A 14,743-nucleotide genomic window follows, 5' to 3' on the forward strand; every position below is an offset into this window, starting at 1 on the left:
CATGGAAATTACATGGAATTTTTTGGGAGTTGAAGTTGAGATGTCACGCCCACCTCGCGATTTGCAGCCCAATTACTGCTACCACGTCACCACGCGATGCAACAATCGAGAATTTCGCCTGACTCGATTTGAATGTCGCGAACTGTTGTTATTTGCCATTGAGAAATGCCGCCAGAAATACGGGTTTCGGCTCTATGGCTTATGTGTGATGAGCAATCATGTTCACTATCTCATCGAACCGCGACAGCCCGAGGAGTTACCGAAAATTATGCACTGGCTGAATTGGTATACGGCCATGTGCTTTAACCGAATGTTGAACCGGACGGGGCATTTTTGGGAAAAACGCTATCACAGTACGGGATTCCCGAAGACGGATAAGCGACGGGCGTTGAATACGCTACGCTACATTCACGGCAACCCGAAAGCGGCTAGGTTACAACGGGGTTGGTTTTGGGATTTTAGTAATTACGGCAGTTACGACCGCCTGACGAACGACGGTATCACGGAATGGCATCCGGCGTTTCTCAGTTTGGGGACAACGTTGGAACTCTGTGCGGCGGCCTATCGCAAGTTTTGCCAGAACTATCGCCCCCAGCCGAAATCGACGCGGAAGACTCACTGGGGAAGCCGCAAGTTGGCTCAACTCAAGGAGAAGTTGAAAGCTCGCAAATCCACGCCGGGTCAGATGAGTTTGTGGGAGGAGTGGGAACTTCCGGCGGATGAGATTCAAGCGGTGGCGAAACAATTTGTGTTAGCCAACTGCTTTAATCCTGTTTGGGCAGCTTCGTTATTTCCCGATTGAGGAGAGTGCCAGGTAACGAATTCTCGAAACACTTATTCTGTCGTTAATTGACCTGTCAAGAGGGTTAGGAGAGTGCCAGGTAACGAATTCTCGAAACACTTATTCTGTCGTTAATTGACCTGTCAAGAGGGTTCAAGAATAGAAATTTGTTGCGGACTGAAGCCTTTATTTGCTACAGTTTACAAGTCGTCGCGCGAGAGAAGAGACGAGAGAAGAGACAACCCCAACGCGCAACACGACACCGCCCCACCCCCACCCCTCGGGAGAGACGCACGCCCTTTTTCTAATATTTCGGTATAATACATCCAGTTTCCTCCCCCCACTCGCTCGCCGAATCGTTCCCAGTCTTCATTATAACCTGTCGGACTCCCACACTCCTCCCAAATTTTCTTCTGCACGCTGAAGCCAAATATTCCCTGGCTGTAGTGGACCCACAGCTTATCGATAATTTTCAAATCCTTGCAGGGAAAGCGCTCAATATCTTCAACTCGCAACCTTTTAAACTTTTGTCGCCCCATCACTTCCCACATTCGCTCAGCCGTTTCCCGGTCAGCTTCTTTCCACTTCTTCGCCGCTAGTAAATCTCGGAGTTTATAATAGTTGATTCCCGGACGTTCTGAAGTTAGGTCTAACTGGTCAATGCTGGGTAAGGTTTCACGACGCGGTTGAACCGCATCAAGTACCTGTTGAGCGGTCCAGCGTTCACGCCGATTCTGCTGCAAACATCCCCGCACAATTTCCTGTAACTCCGAGGGAACTGGCGGTAATTTTAGATAGCAATTCATCACCTGCTTGAGTAATTGCGTTTGTCCCTGAAACTGATAGGGAAGTTTCCCGGTCACGGCGTTGACTATCATAATTCCCAAAGACCAAACATCCCAGGCGGTGGAAATTCGATGCTTGTCATCCCACGCTTCTGGAGGCATATAGGCAATGGTTCCGATGGGATTTGAGGTTTGAGCATAACTGCGATTTCCTAAACTGCGAATTAAGCCAAAATCAGAGAGTTTCCAAGACCCGTTAGACCAGAGAACGTTTCCCGGTTTCAGGTCGCGATGGACTTTATTCTGACGGTGAAGATAGTCCAACCCCGCCGCCACTTGACGAATTAAGGTTTTGGTTTCACTGACAGAGAGTTGACCCCGTTCGAGTCGGTCTTGTAGGGAATACTCTGCCTGTTCCATGACTAAATATAACAATTCGATGTTATTAAACCCAGATTCTCCGGCGGTATGGGAGCGAATTAGATGTGGATGGTCGAGGCGAGTGGCTTCCATCAACTCGATGAGTTGTTGGTTGTCGTTATCGGGAATGATTTTAACGGCCACCTGTCGCAGCAGGTTATCGCGAACGACTTCATCGGCGAGAAAGACGGCGCCGAATCCTCCGGCTCCTAGGAGTTCTCGTAGATGGTATTTGTTGTCAATGACGGCTCCTTCGAGCATTCGGAACATCATTAGAAATTGGTTCATGATTGTCACCTTGGAGTGGAGGACGGCTGGTGCGATTGCGATATGTCCAGCTTAGACGGGTTGAGGGAGAATTTCTATGGTGGGAATATGGAAATTAGATGGAATTTAGATGGAATTACTCGGGTGGGTGGAGTGGCTGACGACTCGGACCGAATACCAGACACCGGGTTTCTTGGAGAAACTCGGTGTCACACCCTTGAGTCACACCCTTGAGCAACTAAGACACCCGGTGTATTAGGGGTCGAGAGTAGTCTCACGACTACCCCCTCCCATTCAGAACCGTGCATGAGACTTTCACCTCACACGGCTCCTAGCTTGCTATCCCTTGTCATGGGTGCTGCTACCGTCGAAACGGGTTTTAACATCGTGGCAATGGCGATGTAACAGTTGTAGGTTGGAGTAAGTATCCGAACCTCCTCTGGATTTAGGCTGAATATGGTCGATTTCAACCAAGTCCTCACTGGTGAAGTGTTGTCCACAGTGATTACATCGTCCTTTTTGACGCTTGATGAGTTTTGAGATTTTGGTAGGGATACCGCCAAACCCGTTACTCATACGTTTAGACCAATAAGCCCAGTCCCCGTTAAAGGGAGAGGTGTTTCCTCCTCTGATTTTGACATGTCGTACGATGGGGGTTTCGGTGTGCTTAGTGAGTCGAAGACCCTTTTTGGCTTTGAACGTCCATTTACTGTTGACTCCAGGACGAAAGTAGTTCTGGAGTTTCCCATAGGACGCTCGACCACATCGTGAAACCGTCCAAGCCCTCAGTGCCATCCAAATCATATGGTCGAGTTTAGAGAAGGTCTCTTTGGAAACTACCGTAGAGTAGTACTGACTCCATCCTCTAATGATTGGATTAAGCTTCTGGATCAGAACTGCTTGTGGTGCAGTTTTATGTTGTTTGATGACCTCTTTACAAGCGTCATAATGACGTTTGATAGCTTTTGGGGCAGGCTTAATATTTATCTGGTAGGGTTTAACGCCACCGGGACCCGTTTTGATTCCCTTATGGATACTCACCGGGTAATGCCGGATGTTAAATCCTAGGAAGTCAAATCCCGGTTCCTCCCCATTCCATTCCGACAAGGTGTTACATAACCTTGTCTTTTCCGGTTTGAGTTGGAGACCGACGGGTTTAAGCCATTCCTTGAGCAGTTGTTGGGCTTCTAGGATGACTTCCGGGCGGTTAGCCAGAACCACAAAGTCATCGGCATATCGAATGATTTTCGGGCGGTAATAGCGATTTAGTTTTCCGTCAATTGTCCTTGAGTTAGGGAAGCTATTGACAACCGAATCAATCATTCCCTGTAAAGCAATGTTGGCAAGGAGCGGACTGATGACCCCACCTTGTGGAGTTCCTGCCTCTGTTGCCTTGAATTCGCCACTGTCCATAACGCCGGCTTTAAGCCATTGTTTAATACTCCGTTTGTACCGAGAGGGACAGTCTAGTTTCGACAGAAGGTAATCATGGTTAATTTGGTCAAAACATGTGGCAATGTCTGCATCGAGAACGTATTGCGGTTTATACCGACTTTTATTCCAGATGGCTCCAATCGCATCATGTGCCGACCGTCCGGGTCGGAAACCGTAGGAATCCGCTTCAAACAGAGCCTCCCAGTACGGCTCTAGTCCCAGCTTAACCAAGGCTTGTAAGGCGCGGTCGTGCAAGGTTGGGATACCGAGTGGGCGTTTTTCATCCCGCCCGGGTTTGGGAATCCATACACGTCGCAAGCTTTTAGCTTTGCCTGGGTGACGCAGTTGGTCAGCCAAGCGAAACCGGTCTTTGGCGTTTAGGGATTTCACTCCGTCAACTCCTGCGGTTTTCTTACCTTGGTTATCCTGACTTACCTGGCGTACCGCCAGCAGCCTAGCGTAGTAGGACTTATTGAGTAAACGTTGCCAGCGTCGCGCTTTCGCTTTATTGCCACGACTTGTAGCTTGATAAATAGCCTTTTGCAGCTTCGCGACTTTCCTCTGGATTTTACCCCAGGGAAGATTTCGCCATTCGTTGTTCTTAGTCTCGGGGTTGAACCCTTTACTAGCTATCGACATTTTCACCGCTACTAAACTCCTTATCTTTTAACAAGCCGTAAGCTGTTAGCTGATCCACATCCGTTATAGATGGGCATTGGCTTCGGCTTACATCTGCTCCCCATAGCCCTTGCGCTTAGACTTATTACTTGACCGGGTATCGACCTGATGACCGGTCAGGGTCTATGGGGTTACTTCGTTCCATCTCGATGGGTTATATCCCGTTAGGTTCACTCTATCCCCAGGGGTACTTTTGAGAATCAGTTGTAGGTAACTTCAAGAAATTCCTACCTTTCCCCTTGTCCTTTTTGGACGCAGCCTGTCAACTGAGTTTGGCTACTCTCGTGTAACTAGGGTTCAAGCAAGTGTTCAGCCGTGGCTTAACCATGTGGATTTGCCGGTGGTCATGCTTTTGGATGTCAGTTCATCCTCAATGCCTTGCCAAGCCCGCTTCAGTCCTAGGGTTGTCATTTCTAAAACTGGGGCTGCCATTAGGCGTAGGACGAGGGTGTGGTGTCACATTCTCTGATTCTGTCCTTTCCAACCTTGGAGTCAGTGTGTTTCACCTGATTCCGTCGGTACATTGAGATAGTTATCAGGGCAGATTGGCTGGGTAGCCTTTTCTGTATCCCTGACTAGGCATACGTTTTGGGTGTTTTAACCCTATCTTTCGCCTAAACGAGTCGCACCTCCAAAGACACCGAGTGTCTGACTCCGACCAACTCACCCCGCCCCGAGTTTGGAAACCCCGACGACTCGGGTCGAATACCAGACACCGGGTTTCTTGGAGAAACTCGGTTTCTAGTCGGGCCAGTCATGGCCTCAGCAACTCAGAACTCTCAGGTTTGCAAAGATACGGACGGTTCAGTGGTGACTCCTGTCCGTTACATCTTCATCAGACTCTGTTACTTGTCCAGGTTCGCTTGCTGTTAAACTAGAGCGGCGCGATAAATTAACCACTTTTCTGCCACTTTCTGCTTGCTGCTTTTGCAAATCTGCGAAAAGGGCTTCTAAGTCATGGTTGAATGACCGTGAATACTCTTGGCGAATTTTGTGGATTTCTTCGACAATTGGGTCTTGATACATTTTTAATCTCCAAGAAGTTCGTAGGGTGTACAAAGAATTGGCAATTCGTAGCCAAAATCAAGACTGATTTCTGCTAACTTTCTTTGGATTTGGGCATTCGCTATATGTTTACAGTTCCAGGTCAGCAGGTAATCCATGTTGTGAATGGTGGCGGCTGCAATATGAATCGCATCAATATCAGCTTTTGCTGGAAGACTACTGCGCTCTAAAAATTGCTCTGCTAAATTAAGGACAGATTGGTCTAAATCAAGTAAGATGAAGTCGCGGATTATTTCCAGTCTTTGAGCAGCCATGTCAGCATCACCTTGTGACGTTTCTTCCACAACGGCTTGTGAGGTGTAGAGTTGAAAAGAATGGCGGCGTGTATCCCACCACTCTCTTGTGATTTGAATATTGGCAGCCACAACAAGGTCTCGGCTGGGTCGAGCGGTCAGGTAGCCTAAGATGCTAGTTTCAATGTAGATGGTTTCACTGATATGGACAGATGCCAACTCCCTCTAGTTTAAACTATCGTGCTTCTCGAAGACCAGACACCGGGTTTCTTGGAGAAACTCGGTGTCACAGGTCTGAGGGACTGACCTGGCTCGGAGTTTGGGAATCTTGATGACTCGTTTCGAAGACCAGACACTGGGTTTCTTGGAGAAACTCGGTGTCTTATTTCTCGCTTAATCTATTTGTGTTAGCCAACTGCTTTAATCCCGTTTAGGCAGCTTCGTTATTTCCCGAATGAGGAGAGTGCCAGGTAACGAATTCTCGAAACACTTATTCTGTCGTTAATTGACCTGTCAAGAGGGTTAGGAGAGTGCCAGGTAACGAATTCTCGAAACACTTATTCTGTCGTTAATTGACCTGTCAAGAGGGTTCAAAAATAGAAATTTGTTGCGGACTGAAGCCTTTATTTGCTACAGTTTACAAGTCGTCGCGCGAGAGAAGAGAACCAACCCCTGCTGGTGCCACCACAATACCGGTTGAGAGGGAGAGACGCACGACCCCGTTTTTTAATGGTATCGGTATAGCTCATCCAGTTTCCTCCTTCACGCCACCCCACTCGCTCGCCGAATCGTTCCCAGTCATTATTATACTCTGTCGGACTCCCACACTCCTCCCAAATTTTCTTCTGCACGCTGAAGCCAAATTTTCCCTGGCTGTAGTGGACCCACAGCTTATCGATAATCTTCAAATCCTTACAAGGAAAGCGCTCAATATCTTCCTCTCGCAACCATTGCTCGTTTTGTCGTCCCATCACTTCCCACATTCGCTCAGCCGTTTCCCGGTCAGCTTCTTCCCACTTTTTCGCCGCTAGTAAATCCCGGAGTTTATAATAGTTGATTCCCGGACGTTCTGAAGTTAGGTCTAAATCTTCAATTTCCGATTTTGGGGATGGGTTAAACAGGCTTCCTAAAAAACTATCAATCGGATTAGAACCCTCTTGGGGAATCGGTGGAGCCACAGGAATAGCACCTCTTGATGCGTTATTCTGAACCGCATCCAGAACCTGTTGAGCGGTCCAACGTTCCTTGGGATTTTTCGCCAAACATCTTTTAAGTATTGTTAAAAATTCATCCGATAATCTCTCGGGAAACTCCGGTTCTTGCGTCATTACTTTCATCATTAACTCGGAATTAGTTATCGCTGCAAATGGATGCGTCCCCGTCAGCATCTCCTGAAGCAAAATTCCCAAAGACCAAATATCCCAACCTGGACGAATTTCACCTTCATAAGACTCTGGGGGTTGATAGATAGGGGTTCCCATTTGCTGGGTGGTTTTGGTGGAAGTTCCTTGGGTCAAGACCCGAGAAATGCCAAAATCTGCTACTTTCCACGCCTCCCCAACCCGTAAAATATTTTCGGGTTTGAGGTCACGATGAACAATTTTATTGTCGTGAAGAAATACTAAGGCTGAGGCGATTTGAGTGATAATGTCGCGAACATCCTGCGCCGGTAATGTCCCCCGTTCTGCTAAATACTGGCTCAGGGATTCTGTGGCGGGTTCCATCGCTAAGCCTAAATAGGTCTCCTCGTCGTCTTCATCGTCGTCGAAGCCAACTTCTGAACTGTAACAATCTAATAAATGAGGATGTTTGAGGCGGGTCGCGAGGCGCAATTCGTCAATTTGTATGTCAAGTTGAGGGGTTTCTATGAGGAAAATCTTGAGGGCGACTTGTCGAATAACACGGTCGGCGATGACTTCGTTGGCGAGGAAAACACCTCCAAAACTTCCTGAGTCGATGAATTTGATGAGGTAATATTTCTGGTTAAATTGCTCTCCGACCATTTTTTTCCAAAAACGTCTGTCCATGGTCTGTTTGTGGGTAAGGTTGATGGTTGAACTGTCCCTGATTTGGGATTCTCGGCTGTGGTATGTCTAGCTTAGATGATTTGGGGAAGCGGTTCTATGGAAGTTACATGGAAATTAGATGGAATGACTTGGGTCAGTGGATTGGCTGACGACTGGGGTCGAATACCAGACACCGGGTTTCTTGGAGAAACTCGGTGTCACGGACCTGAGGGACTGACTTGGGTCAGTGGATTGGCTGACGACTGGGGTCGAATACCAGACACGGGGTTTCTTGGAGAAACTCGGTGTCACGCTGGTCACAGGCTGGTCACAGGCTCGTCGGTTTTAAACCTGAATGTGGATTCCTCGTTGTTGCATTTGGCTTTCAAATTGTTGGCGAAATCCGAGCAGCGGCGGAACTCCGGTAAAGGAAACTTCCCCAGTTGTGGCGGAAACAAAGCTTAGTCCGGCTGATTCATCTCCCTGGTTTAACTGTTGCTGAACTGTGTCTTGATAGCGGGATGTGAGTAATAGTAACCGCTGATTCCGAGACCCCCGCCAGAGTAGATTGTCATGTTCTTGTTGGCGGTATTGTCCATCTACGAGTAGGTCAAGGCGTTGCAAGAGTTGCTGTTGGGCTGGGCTTCCTTGCTGCTGGAGGGTTTCTAGGCGATATCCGCTGTAACACATTACTCCTAAGTCTCGCTGTTGGCGGAGGTTATCAATGAGTTGGTTTAAGGCTTCGGCTTGTAACATGGGTTCGCCGCCGGAGAGGGTAATTCCTTCGAGGTCGGGTTGGCTGAGAATCCACTGGCTGAGGTCGTTGAGGGTCACGGTTTCGCCGCTGCGAGCGTCCCAGGATTCGGGGACAATGCAGCCGGGACAGGCGAAGGGACAGCCTTGTACCCAGATGACGGCTCGTTGTCCGGGACCGAGGACTTGTACGGGGGATTGACGGCGGAAGATTTTTAGGGTTGTAGTCATGGTTAATGTCAAGAATCGTTATTTTTACTCGTTCCTTCACTCGTTTTGCCTCCTGAGTGCGGGCGGCAGAGCCGCCCAGAGTCCGTGTCATGGCAGAGCCATAACACGAGTAAGAACACGAGTAAGAAACAGTCACCATTCACAGGTGATGTTGAGGATATATCCGAAGCCACGAATGTTTTTGAGTAAGTGATGGGGGTCTGTTTGGGGGCTGTGTGTGGCAAAGAGTTTACGAATTTCTCCGGCTAAACCGTTGATTTCTAAGGGGTTATGACCCTCTTCTAACCCCCAGATGGCTTCCATGAGGTCTTGATACTGACACAGGATGGGTTGGCCTTGGTTCTTGAGGTTTTGTTCGGCCATGTAGGTCAACATTTGGGTCACTTTACGGCGACAGGGAATCGACTGGCGTTGGCTGGAGCCTTGGTAGTATAGGGTGACTTCGGCGAGTTTGTAGATGAACTGACCCAGAGGAGCTAGTCTGTCCTGGGGAGAGACCTGGGATTTGCTGGAATGTCGGCTTTTTTGGGTGGCGTTGGGGTCATGGAAACTGAGTCGCCATTGACTGATGTGGAGGACGGCGCCGGATTCTAGGGGGATGGCGTTTTGGTGAACCTGGTAGAGACTGTCGTTGAGGTGGAGTGTCGTTCCGTTGGTGCTGTGGTCGCTGACGAACCACTGACCTTTGTTTCGGGTCAGAATACAGTGTTTAATGCGGGTGATTTGGGAGTCGGGGTCTTCGATTAGGGCGATGTCGTTGTCGGGAAGTCGCCCGATGCTATAGGAAATGTCCCGCAGTTCAAGGGTGTTTTGCTGGCCGCTGGGGGAGTGGATGATGAGATAGGGAACTAGGTCAACCATGGACAGGAGAGGGAGAGGGGAGCGGTCTGTCTCCTACTTTACCAAGATTTGACGGTCAGGCGATAGGATGGAATGTCGGGGAAATTTCGGGGTTAGTTCTGGGGTTTGCGGGTGATTAAAATGCCACTGATGTTGTCTTGCCCCCCTCGCTCTAGGGCGGTTTCAAGGAGGTTTTGCAAGGGGTTTTTAGGGGATGAAAACGGGTTGTTTGTGAGTTGTTGCATTTCTTCGTCTCGGATGTAGTTGTGTAAGCCATCACTGGAGAGAATTAGGATATCTTTGGGGTTCCAAGGACGAATTGGGGAGGGATTTTCTTGCCATTTGGGGTCAATTGAAAACTGTCCGTTGCCTTCCCGACCGCCGAGGCAGGAGGTAATTTGCGATCGCATGGGATGCGTGGCCACCTGGTCTTCGGTAATCTTCCCAATCTCTAATAACACCCGCACAATGGAATGGTCTTTGGTTTTATAAAGGGGTTGCTGGTCTTGCAGATGATACAGTCGGCTATCTCCGGCATAGAGATGGACATAATAATCGGGAGTGATAATCGCGGCAACAACGGTTGACCCCATCCCCATCACTTGAAAACTCTGACCGCCTTCGTTGCGAATGGCGTCATCGGCTTCATGGAATTTTGCTAATAACTGATTGTACAGGTCTTCTTGATTCGTTGCTAAGGGTTCATCAACTAATTTAGCAAAGGTTTCAACGGTTAATTGAGCGGCTCGCTGTCCGCCACGACCGCCGCCCATACCATCTGCAACGACGGCTAATAGAGCGGATTCATCAGACCAAGGCTTGACTAAAGTTTTGTCTTGATTTTCTTGGCGGACTTTGCCAATATGGGAGACGTCAGCAACAGTAACCCAGGGTAATTCTAGCAGATTTGGAGCATAGGAATTAGGATTATTCATGGGAATTAATGACTTCAAATTCTAGGTTGCCAAATTGAATGCGACTGCCGAGTTGTAACACGACGACATCAGAATAGGGCTGATCCGGGAGAGTTTCCAGTTTCTCACCATTGACGCGAGTGCCATTGCGACTGCCTAAATCCCGTAAGGTGAGTTGTCCGTCCTGCCATTGCAAGAGGGCGTGACGGCGAGAGACCATGGGAGGATCTCCGAGTTCGCAATCACTGAGGTCGAGGTCAACTTGGGCGTGGGGGGGGTCGTGACGGCCAATGAGGATGCGGATCGGATGTAGGGGAATCTGTCGCTGTGTTTGGGGACCGTTGCGCAGGATGAGAACGGTCTTGTCGGGGCTGAGTCGCCGTTGTCCGGGGACGGGGCTGTGACCAAATCCATTCATGAGTCGTGGTTGGTGGTTTTGCGGGTGTCTCGTAAGAGTCCGGTGACTTGTGCGGGAGTCAGTTTTCCTGAGTCTTGGAGGGTTTGCAGTTGTTGACTGGCTTGCTGCATGATGTCGCGGCGACCGGATTTGGAGGCGGCGACTTGGATGTTGCTGAGGAGTTCGCCGGTGCGGTTGGGGTCTTGACTGCGAGGGAGTTCGCTACTGTTGATGTTGATGTCCCAGCCGAGGCGATCGCCCTCCACCTCTCGATTCACCTGTTGGGCGGCTTTGTAAGATTGGGTATGGGCGATCGCCGCTTGAGCGGTCATCGGGGTCATTCCCGGCCCTTGCACCTCCAGTCGCAACACATCTTGGTCTGAGAGACTGTCGTTAAACCCCAAGGGGGGAACCCGGACTTCAATGAGAACATCGGTGGGTTCTCTGGCGGAGACGGCGGATAACACCAGTTGATTGGGGGCTGTTTCTTCCAAAGGGAGATAGTCGGGACGGTAGCGACAGAAACTCTCGACGGAGGCGTGGTTGAGGGGAGTTAGGGTCAGAAGGAGGTCTTCAACGGCGATGGCTTGACAGCGGCGGAATTGGTCTTGCAATTGGGGGTCTAGCTGACTGGGGTCATCGGCGTAGAGAAAGCCCCCTCGACCGCGATCGCCCAATTGGACGAGAAAATCGGTATTAAAGTTAGCCGCATCCCCTAAGCCGACGGTAAAGAGGGTAATCCCCCCATCGGCAAAGGTATCAACCCGCTCCAGCAGAGGAGTGGTGTCGGGCAATTGACGGCCTTGGCGATTCGTCGCATGGCCATCGGTAATCAAGACCGCCACCCGGGCCAGTCCGGGGCTGGGGGGGAGTTGCTCGTGCAACCAGGCTAAGGCTAAATCTGTACGGGTGACCCCATTGGCCTGTAAGCCGTTGATGGCCCCTTGTAGGTGTTGGCTGTCCTGCTGACTCTCGCCGATGGGAGCAACTCCCGTGGCGAAACTGGCTAAACTGAGGCGATCGCCATCCCGTAATTGCCCCATCACCGTCCGACAGGCGGTTTTTGCTCCCTCTAGCTTCGCCCCCCGCATCGAGGAACTGGTATCGAGGGCGATCGCCATCTGCAAGGGCAGTTGGGCTAAATTGGCTTGAGGGGTGAGACGAACTCGCAAGACATGGCGACTGTCTAAGGAACTAATTTTGGCGGGTAAATCCCAGTCTAGTTGTAGGTCAAACATAAAACCTTACCGCTCTTGGTGATTGATATCAGCCTAACAACGGGGATTCGAGGAAACCATAGTAACTGTATGGAAATTAGATGGAAACTATATGGAATTTTCCCCCCTCAGATTATCGCCTTGAGTCAATGTGATGCCTGCGATCGCCCTCCCGAGGAAATCTGGGAACTCCTCGACTAACAGAAGAGGTCGTCTAAGATAGCAACGAGCAAGAACTATCCAGGAGACAATCTATGACTCAGCCTTCTGATGTACAGGTTAATCTACAACAAGAAGAGCTTGCTATTCGGCGGGCTGGTACCCTGTCGCTGCTACTCTGTGGTCTCTGTTTTGGTATTGGCTATGTCACCTTACCACGGGCGTTTGAGTTTCCCACTGAGCTGGTGAATCGCTTGGCCTTTGCCCTCCAGGCCAGCCTATTTGTGCTGATCTGGGTGTTGATCGGGGTAATCATGGTCTCTACCGGGCGACGTAAATCCCTGGCGGACGTGGGTGGATCGGCTTCTGGCCCGCCCAGTGAGACGATTGCAGTGTCGGTGGCGTTTTTACAAAACACTTTGGAACAAGCGGTGCTGGCCGTAGGTGCGTACCTAGCCCTGGCGACTCAACTCAGTGGCCCCTGGCTCTCGCTGATTGTGACGGCAGTCGTGCTGTTTGGCGTGGGGCGACTGTTGTTCCTCCGGGGGTATCGCCGTGACTACCGGGGGGCGAAAGGGCGAGCGTTTGGAATGACCCTAACCATGTGGCCGACGTTGGCGGGATATCTGCTGGCGATCGCCCTAATCCTCATTCCTTCGTAAGTTCCAAAACTCCTAATGATTACAGTGCCTTGAGGGTTACGGCAATCGATGCTAACGGTTGCCTATTGCAACTGGAGAGGTTAGAAAGGAGCCAGCTTTATGGCCTGAACACTCGTTGTTACCTTGCCACGCCCGATGTCTCACTTACTTAAAACTTCCCTGCTGACCCTCCCCCTATTAGCCCTCAACCTCCTTCCCTATGGCGTTGCTCTAGCTGTCGACACCCCGGCTCAGGCAGACTGTTTAAACTATATTCTGGGTCCCGATGAACAACTTTACTGCTTTGAAGCCGGGGAATTGCGCCCCGTTGCTCCCCCCTCTGAAACCCGAGATGGCGATTTCTGGGCTGTCAAAAAAGAATATCTGGCCCAGTGCCAACCTGGTACTTTAGCCATGAACCATCCCCTCAGTACACTCTTTACAGATGAGCCAGTCTTGTTTATCGTCCCACCACCCTAAACGGCCTGATCGAGAGTTCTGCTGAATCAGCCCGTACTGGGGAATACTCCTTCAGCACTGCAAATCCAGAGGATCGGGCCATGTCTGAGGCAATCTCGGCCGATTGTGAATTAGGGGATGAAGCAGAGCTACAGCGGTTATTGGAAGAATCATCTTCCGGCAGAGGGGAGTAGCACTGGTAGGGATATCCTCAAGGAGACTCCCAAGATTTCTATGTCTTTGTTACCCGACGCCATTTTAGCCCTGGCCCACCGCCACGGTTTAAAGCTAGACCGCACTACGCTACAACTTGAGGAGTCAGGGCTAGATTTTCAGGTGGCGATCGCTCAAACCCAGAGTAGAACCTCCTGGCTGCTGCGAATTCCCCGGCGACCAGATGTACTGACATCGGCCCAGCGGGAGCAAGCGATCCTCAATCTGGTGCGGCCCCACCTGACTGTACAGATACCCAACTGGCAAATTCATACCAACGAGCTGATTGCCTATCCTCTACTCAGGGGCAAACCGGCTGGCACTATTGACCCGGAGCAACAAGCCTATCGCTGGGAAATTGATGCCAACAATCTGCCAGACACCTATTTACATTCCCTAGGGGATGCCCTGGCCTCCCTCCATCGTATCGATCAAGAGGCCCTGGCCAGAGCTGGACTAGAGACCCCATCCATTGACGCGATCAGAACCGACTGGTCAGAGCGGATGGTGAAGGTCAAGCAGGTTTATTCGGTAAACCCACCGCTCTGGGAACGGTGGCAGTGCTGGCTGGATAACGATACCCTTTGGCCGCCACACACGGCATTAATCCATGGCGATCTGCATCCCGGTCATATTTTGGTTGACCAGCAAGCCCAGGTCACTGGCCTAATTGACTGGACTGAGGCGCGGGTGGACGATCCAGCCTCAGACTTTGCTGCCCACTACCGGGTCTTTGGCCGCAATTCTCTCGAAGCGCTACTGTACCACTACAGCCAGAGTGGCGGCCAAGTCTGGCCAGCTATGGCCGACCACATTGCAGAGCATAACAGTGCATTCGCGGTGGATATCGCTGAGTTTGCCGAGCGATCAGGGCTGGACGATTTCAAAGTGATGGCTCGGCAAGTGCTTGGTACTGAATCCCAGTCATGATCGACTTGCGCCTGGTGCTAATGTCCCCAGATAACGTATCATCCCCATGACCAATGCCACAGCAGCTTGCCATTACTTCCCACGGCCCAATAGAATATCGTCTCGAAGGTTCTGGCCCCACTGTGATGGTCTTGCAGGGAGGGCATTGTAGCTGGGAGAGTCGTCTTTCCCATGAGGGCTTAGCAGACCATGGGTTTTCAGTGCTAGTGTCTCAGAACTTAACGCACCTCACAAAGGAGACCGTTCGTAGGTTAGGCTCCAAAAAAAGGCTTCAAACAGCATCACCTCAATCACTGGCAAATCTGCTGAGGTAACCGTGG

16 protein-coding genes are annotated in these 14,743 nt (G+C 50.5%); 4 read left to right on the top strand and 12 right to left on the bottom strand.

Annotation, left to right across the window (positions count from 1 at the left end; translation table 11 throughout):
* Nucleotides 1-40: 40 nt before the first annotated feature.
* Entirely contained in the window at nt 41-802 is a 762-nt protein-coding gene (locus tag L855_RS07305; protein ID WP_159786133.1) for a transposase, read from the top strand.
* Between the two features lie 179 nt (nt 803-981).
* Here the strand turns inward: L855_RS07305 and L855_RS07310 are convergent, their stop codons facing one another.
* From L855_RS07310 to L855_RS07355, 11 genes are all read right to left on the bottom strand, one after another.
* Nucleotides 982-2,274, bottom strand: coding sequence for a serine/threonine-protein kinase (locus tag L855_RS07310; protein WP_159786136.1), 1,293 nt, complete (start codon nt 2,272-2,274; stop codon nt 982-984).
* Between the two features lie 318 nt (nt 2,275-2,592).
* Complete coding sequence (gene ltrA / locus L855_RS07315) at nt 2,593-4,326, bottom strand: group II intron reverse transcriptase/maturase (protein ID WP_159791016.1); 1,734 nt, start codon at nt 4,324-4,326, stop codon at nt 2,593-2,595.
* Nucleotides 4,327-4,674: 348 nt separating this feature from the next.
* Nucleotides 4,675-4,797, bottom strand: a complete 123-nt coding sequence (locus L855_RS22165) for a hypothetical protein (RefSeq protein ID WP_281349477.1) — start codon at nt 4,795-4,797, stop codon at nt 4,675-4,677.
* A gap of 372 nt (nt 4,798-5,169) precedes the next feature.
* A complete protein-coding gene (locus L855_RS07320) occupies nt 5,170-5,391 on the bottom strand; it encodes a hypothetical protein (protein WP_159786139.1) in 222 nt (73 codons plus the stop codon).
* A 2-nt stretch (nt 5,392-5,393) separates the two neighbouring features.
* The gene (locus L855_RS07325; RefSeq protein WP_159791017.1) at nt 5,394-5,867 is read right to left on the bottom strand and encodes a type II toxin-antitoxin system VapC family toxin; all 474 of its coding nucleotides are present in this window, start codon (nt 5,865-5,867) and stop codon (nt 5,394-5,396) included.
* A gap of 419 nt (nt 5,868-6,286) precedes the next feature.
* Nucleotides 6,287-7,690 (bottom strand): serine/threonine-protein kinase, encoded by a 1,404-nt coding sequence (locus L855_RS07330; protein WP_159786142.1) that lies wholly within the window; start codon nt 7,688-7,690, stop codon nt 6,287-6,289.
* Between the two features lie 324 nt (nt 7,691-8,014).
* A complete protein-coding gene (locus tag L855_RS07335) occupies nt 8,015-8,653 on the bottom strand; it encodes a 4Fe-4S single cluster domain-containing protein (RefSeq protein WP_159786145.1) in 639 nt (212 codons plus the stop codon).
* A gap of 132 nt (nt 8,654-8,785) precedes the next feature.
* A complete protein-coding gene (locus L855_RS07340; protein WP_159786147.1) occupies nt 8,786-9,514 on the bottom strand; it encodes an FHA domain-containing protein in 729 nt (242 codons plus the stop codon).
* Between the two features lie 92 nt (nt 9,515-9,606).
* Nucleotides 9,607-10,428, bottom strand: coding sequence for a PP2C family protein-serine/threonine phosphatase (locus L855_RS07345; protein ID WP_159786150.1), 822 nt, complete (start codon nt 10,426-10,428; stop codon nt 9,607-9,609).
* A complete protein-coding gene (locus L855_RS07350) occupies nt 10,421-10,825 on the bottom strand; it encodes an FHA domain-containing protein (protein WP_159786154.1) in 405 nt (134 codons plus the stop codon). Before L855_RS07350 ends, L855_RS07345 begins: the two co-directional genes overlap by 8 nt.
* Nucleotides 10,822-12,042, bottom strand: a complete 1,221-nt coding sequence (locus tag L855_RS07355; protein ID WP_159786157.1) for a vWA domain-containing protein — start codon at nt 12,040-12,042, stop codon at nt 10,822-10,824. Before L855_RS07355 ends, L855_RS07350 begins: the two co-directional genes overlap by 4 nt.
* A gap of 233 nt (nt 12,043-12,275) precedes the next feature.
* Here L855_RS07355 and L855_RS07360 point away from each other — a divergent pair, with 233 nt between their 5' ends.
* The 3 genes from L855_RS07360 to L855_RS07370 all read left to right on the top strand — a co-directional run bounded on the left by L855_RS07360 (nt 12,276) and on the right by L855_RS07370 (nt 14,423).
* On the top strand, nt 12,276-12,842 hold the full coding sequence (locus tag L855_RS07360; protein ID WP_159786160.1) for an MAPEG family protein: 567 nt from the start codon (nt 12,276-12,278) through the stop codon (nt 12,840-12,842).
* Between the two features lie 135 nt (nt 12,843-12,977).
* The gene (locus tag L855_RS07365; protein WP_159786163.1) at nt 12,978-13,301 is read left to right on the top strand and encodes a hypothetical protein; all 324 of its coding nucleotides are present in this window, start codon (nt 12,978-12,980) and stop codon (nt 13,299-13,301) included.
* 213 nt (nt 13,302-13,514) lie between these two features.
* Nucleotides 13,515-14,423, top strand: a complete 909-nt coding sequence (locus tag L855_RS07370; protein ID WP_159786166.1) for a macrolide 2'-phosphotransferase — start codon at nt 13,515-13,517, stop codon at nt 14,421-14,423.
* A gap of 38 nt (nt 14,424-14,461) precedes the next feature.
* On the opposite strand, the gene L855_RS22170 is transcribed toward L855_RS07370, so the two are convergent.
* Nucleotides 14,462-14,596 (bottom strand): hypothetical protein, encoded by a 135-nt coding sequence (locus L855_RS22170; RefSeq protein WP_281349481.1) that lies wholly within the window; start codon nt 14,594-14,596, stop codon nt 14,462-14,464.
* Between the last annotated feature and the right edge of the window lie 147 nt (nt 14,597-14,743).

It is taken from the genome of Sodalinema gerasimenkoae IPPAS B-353 (assembly GCF_009846485.1).
Classification (GTDB): domain Bacteria; phylum Cyanobacteriota; class Cyanobacteriia; order Cyanobacteriales; family Geitlerinemataceae; genus Sodalinema; species Sodalinema gerasimenkoae.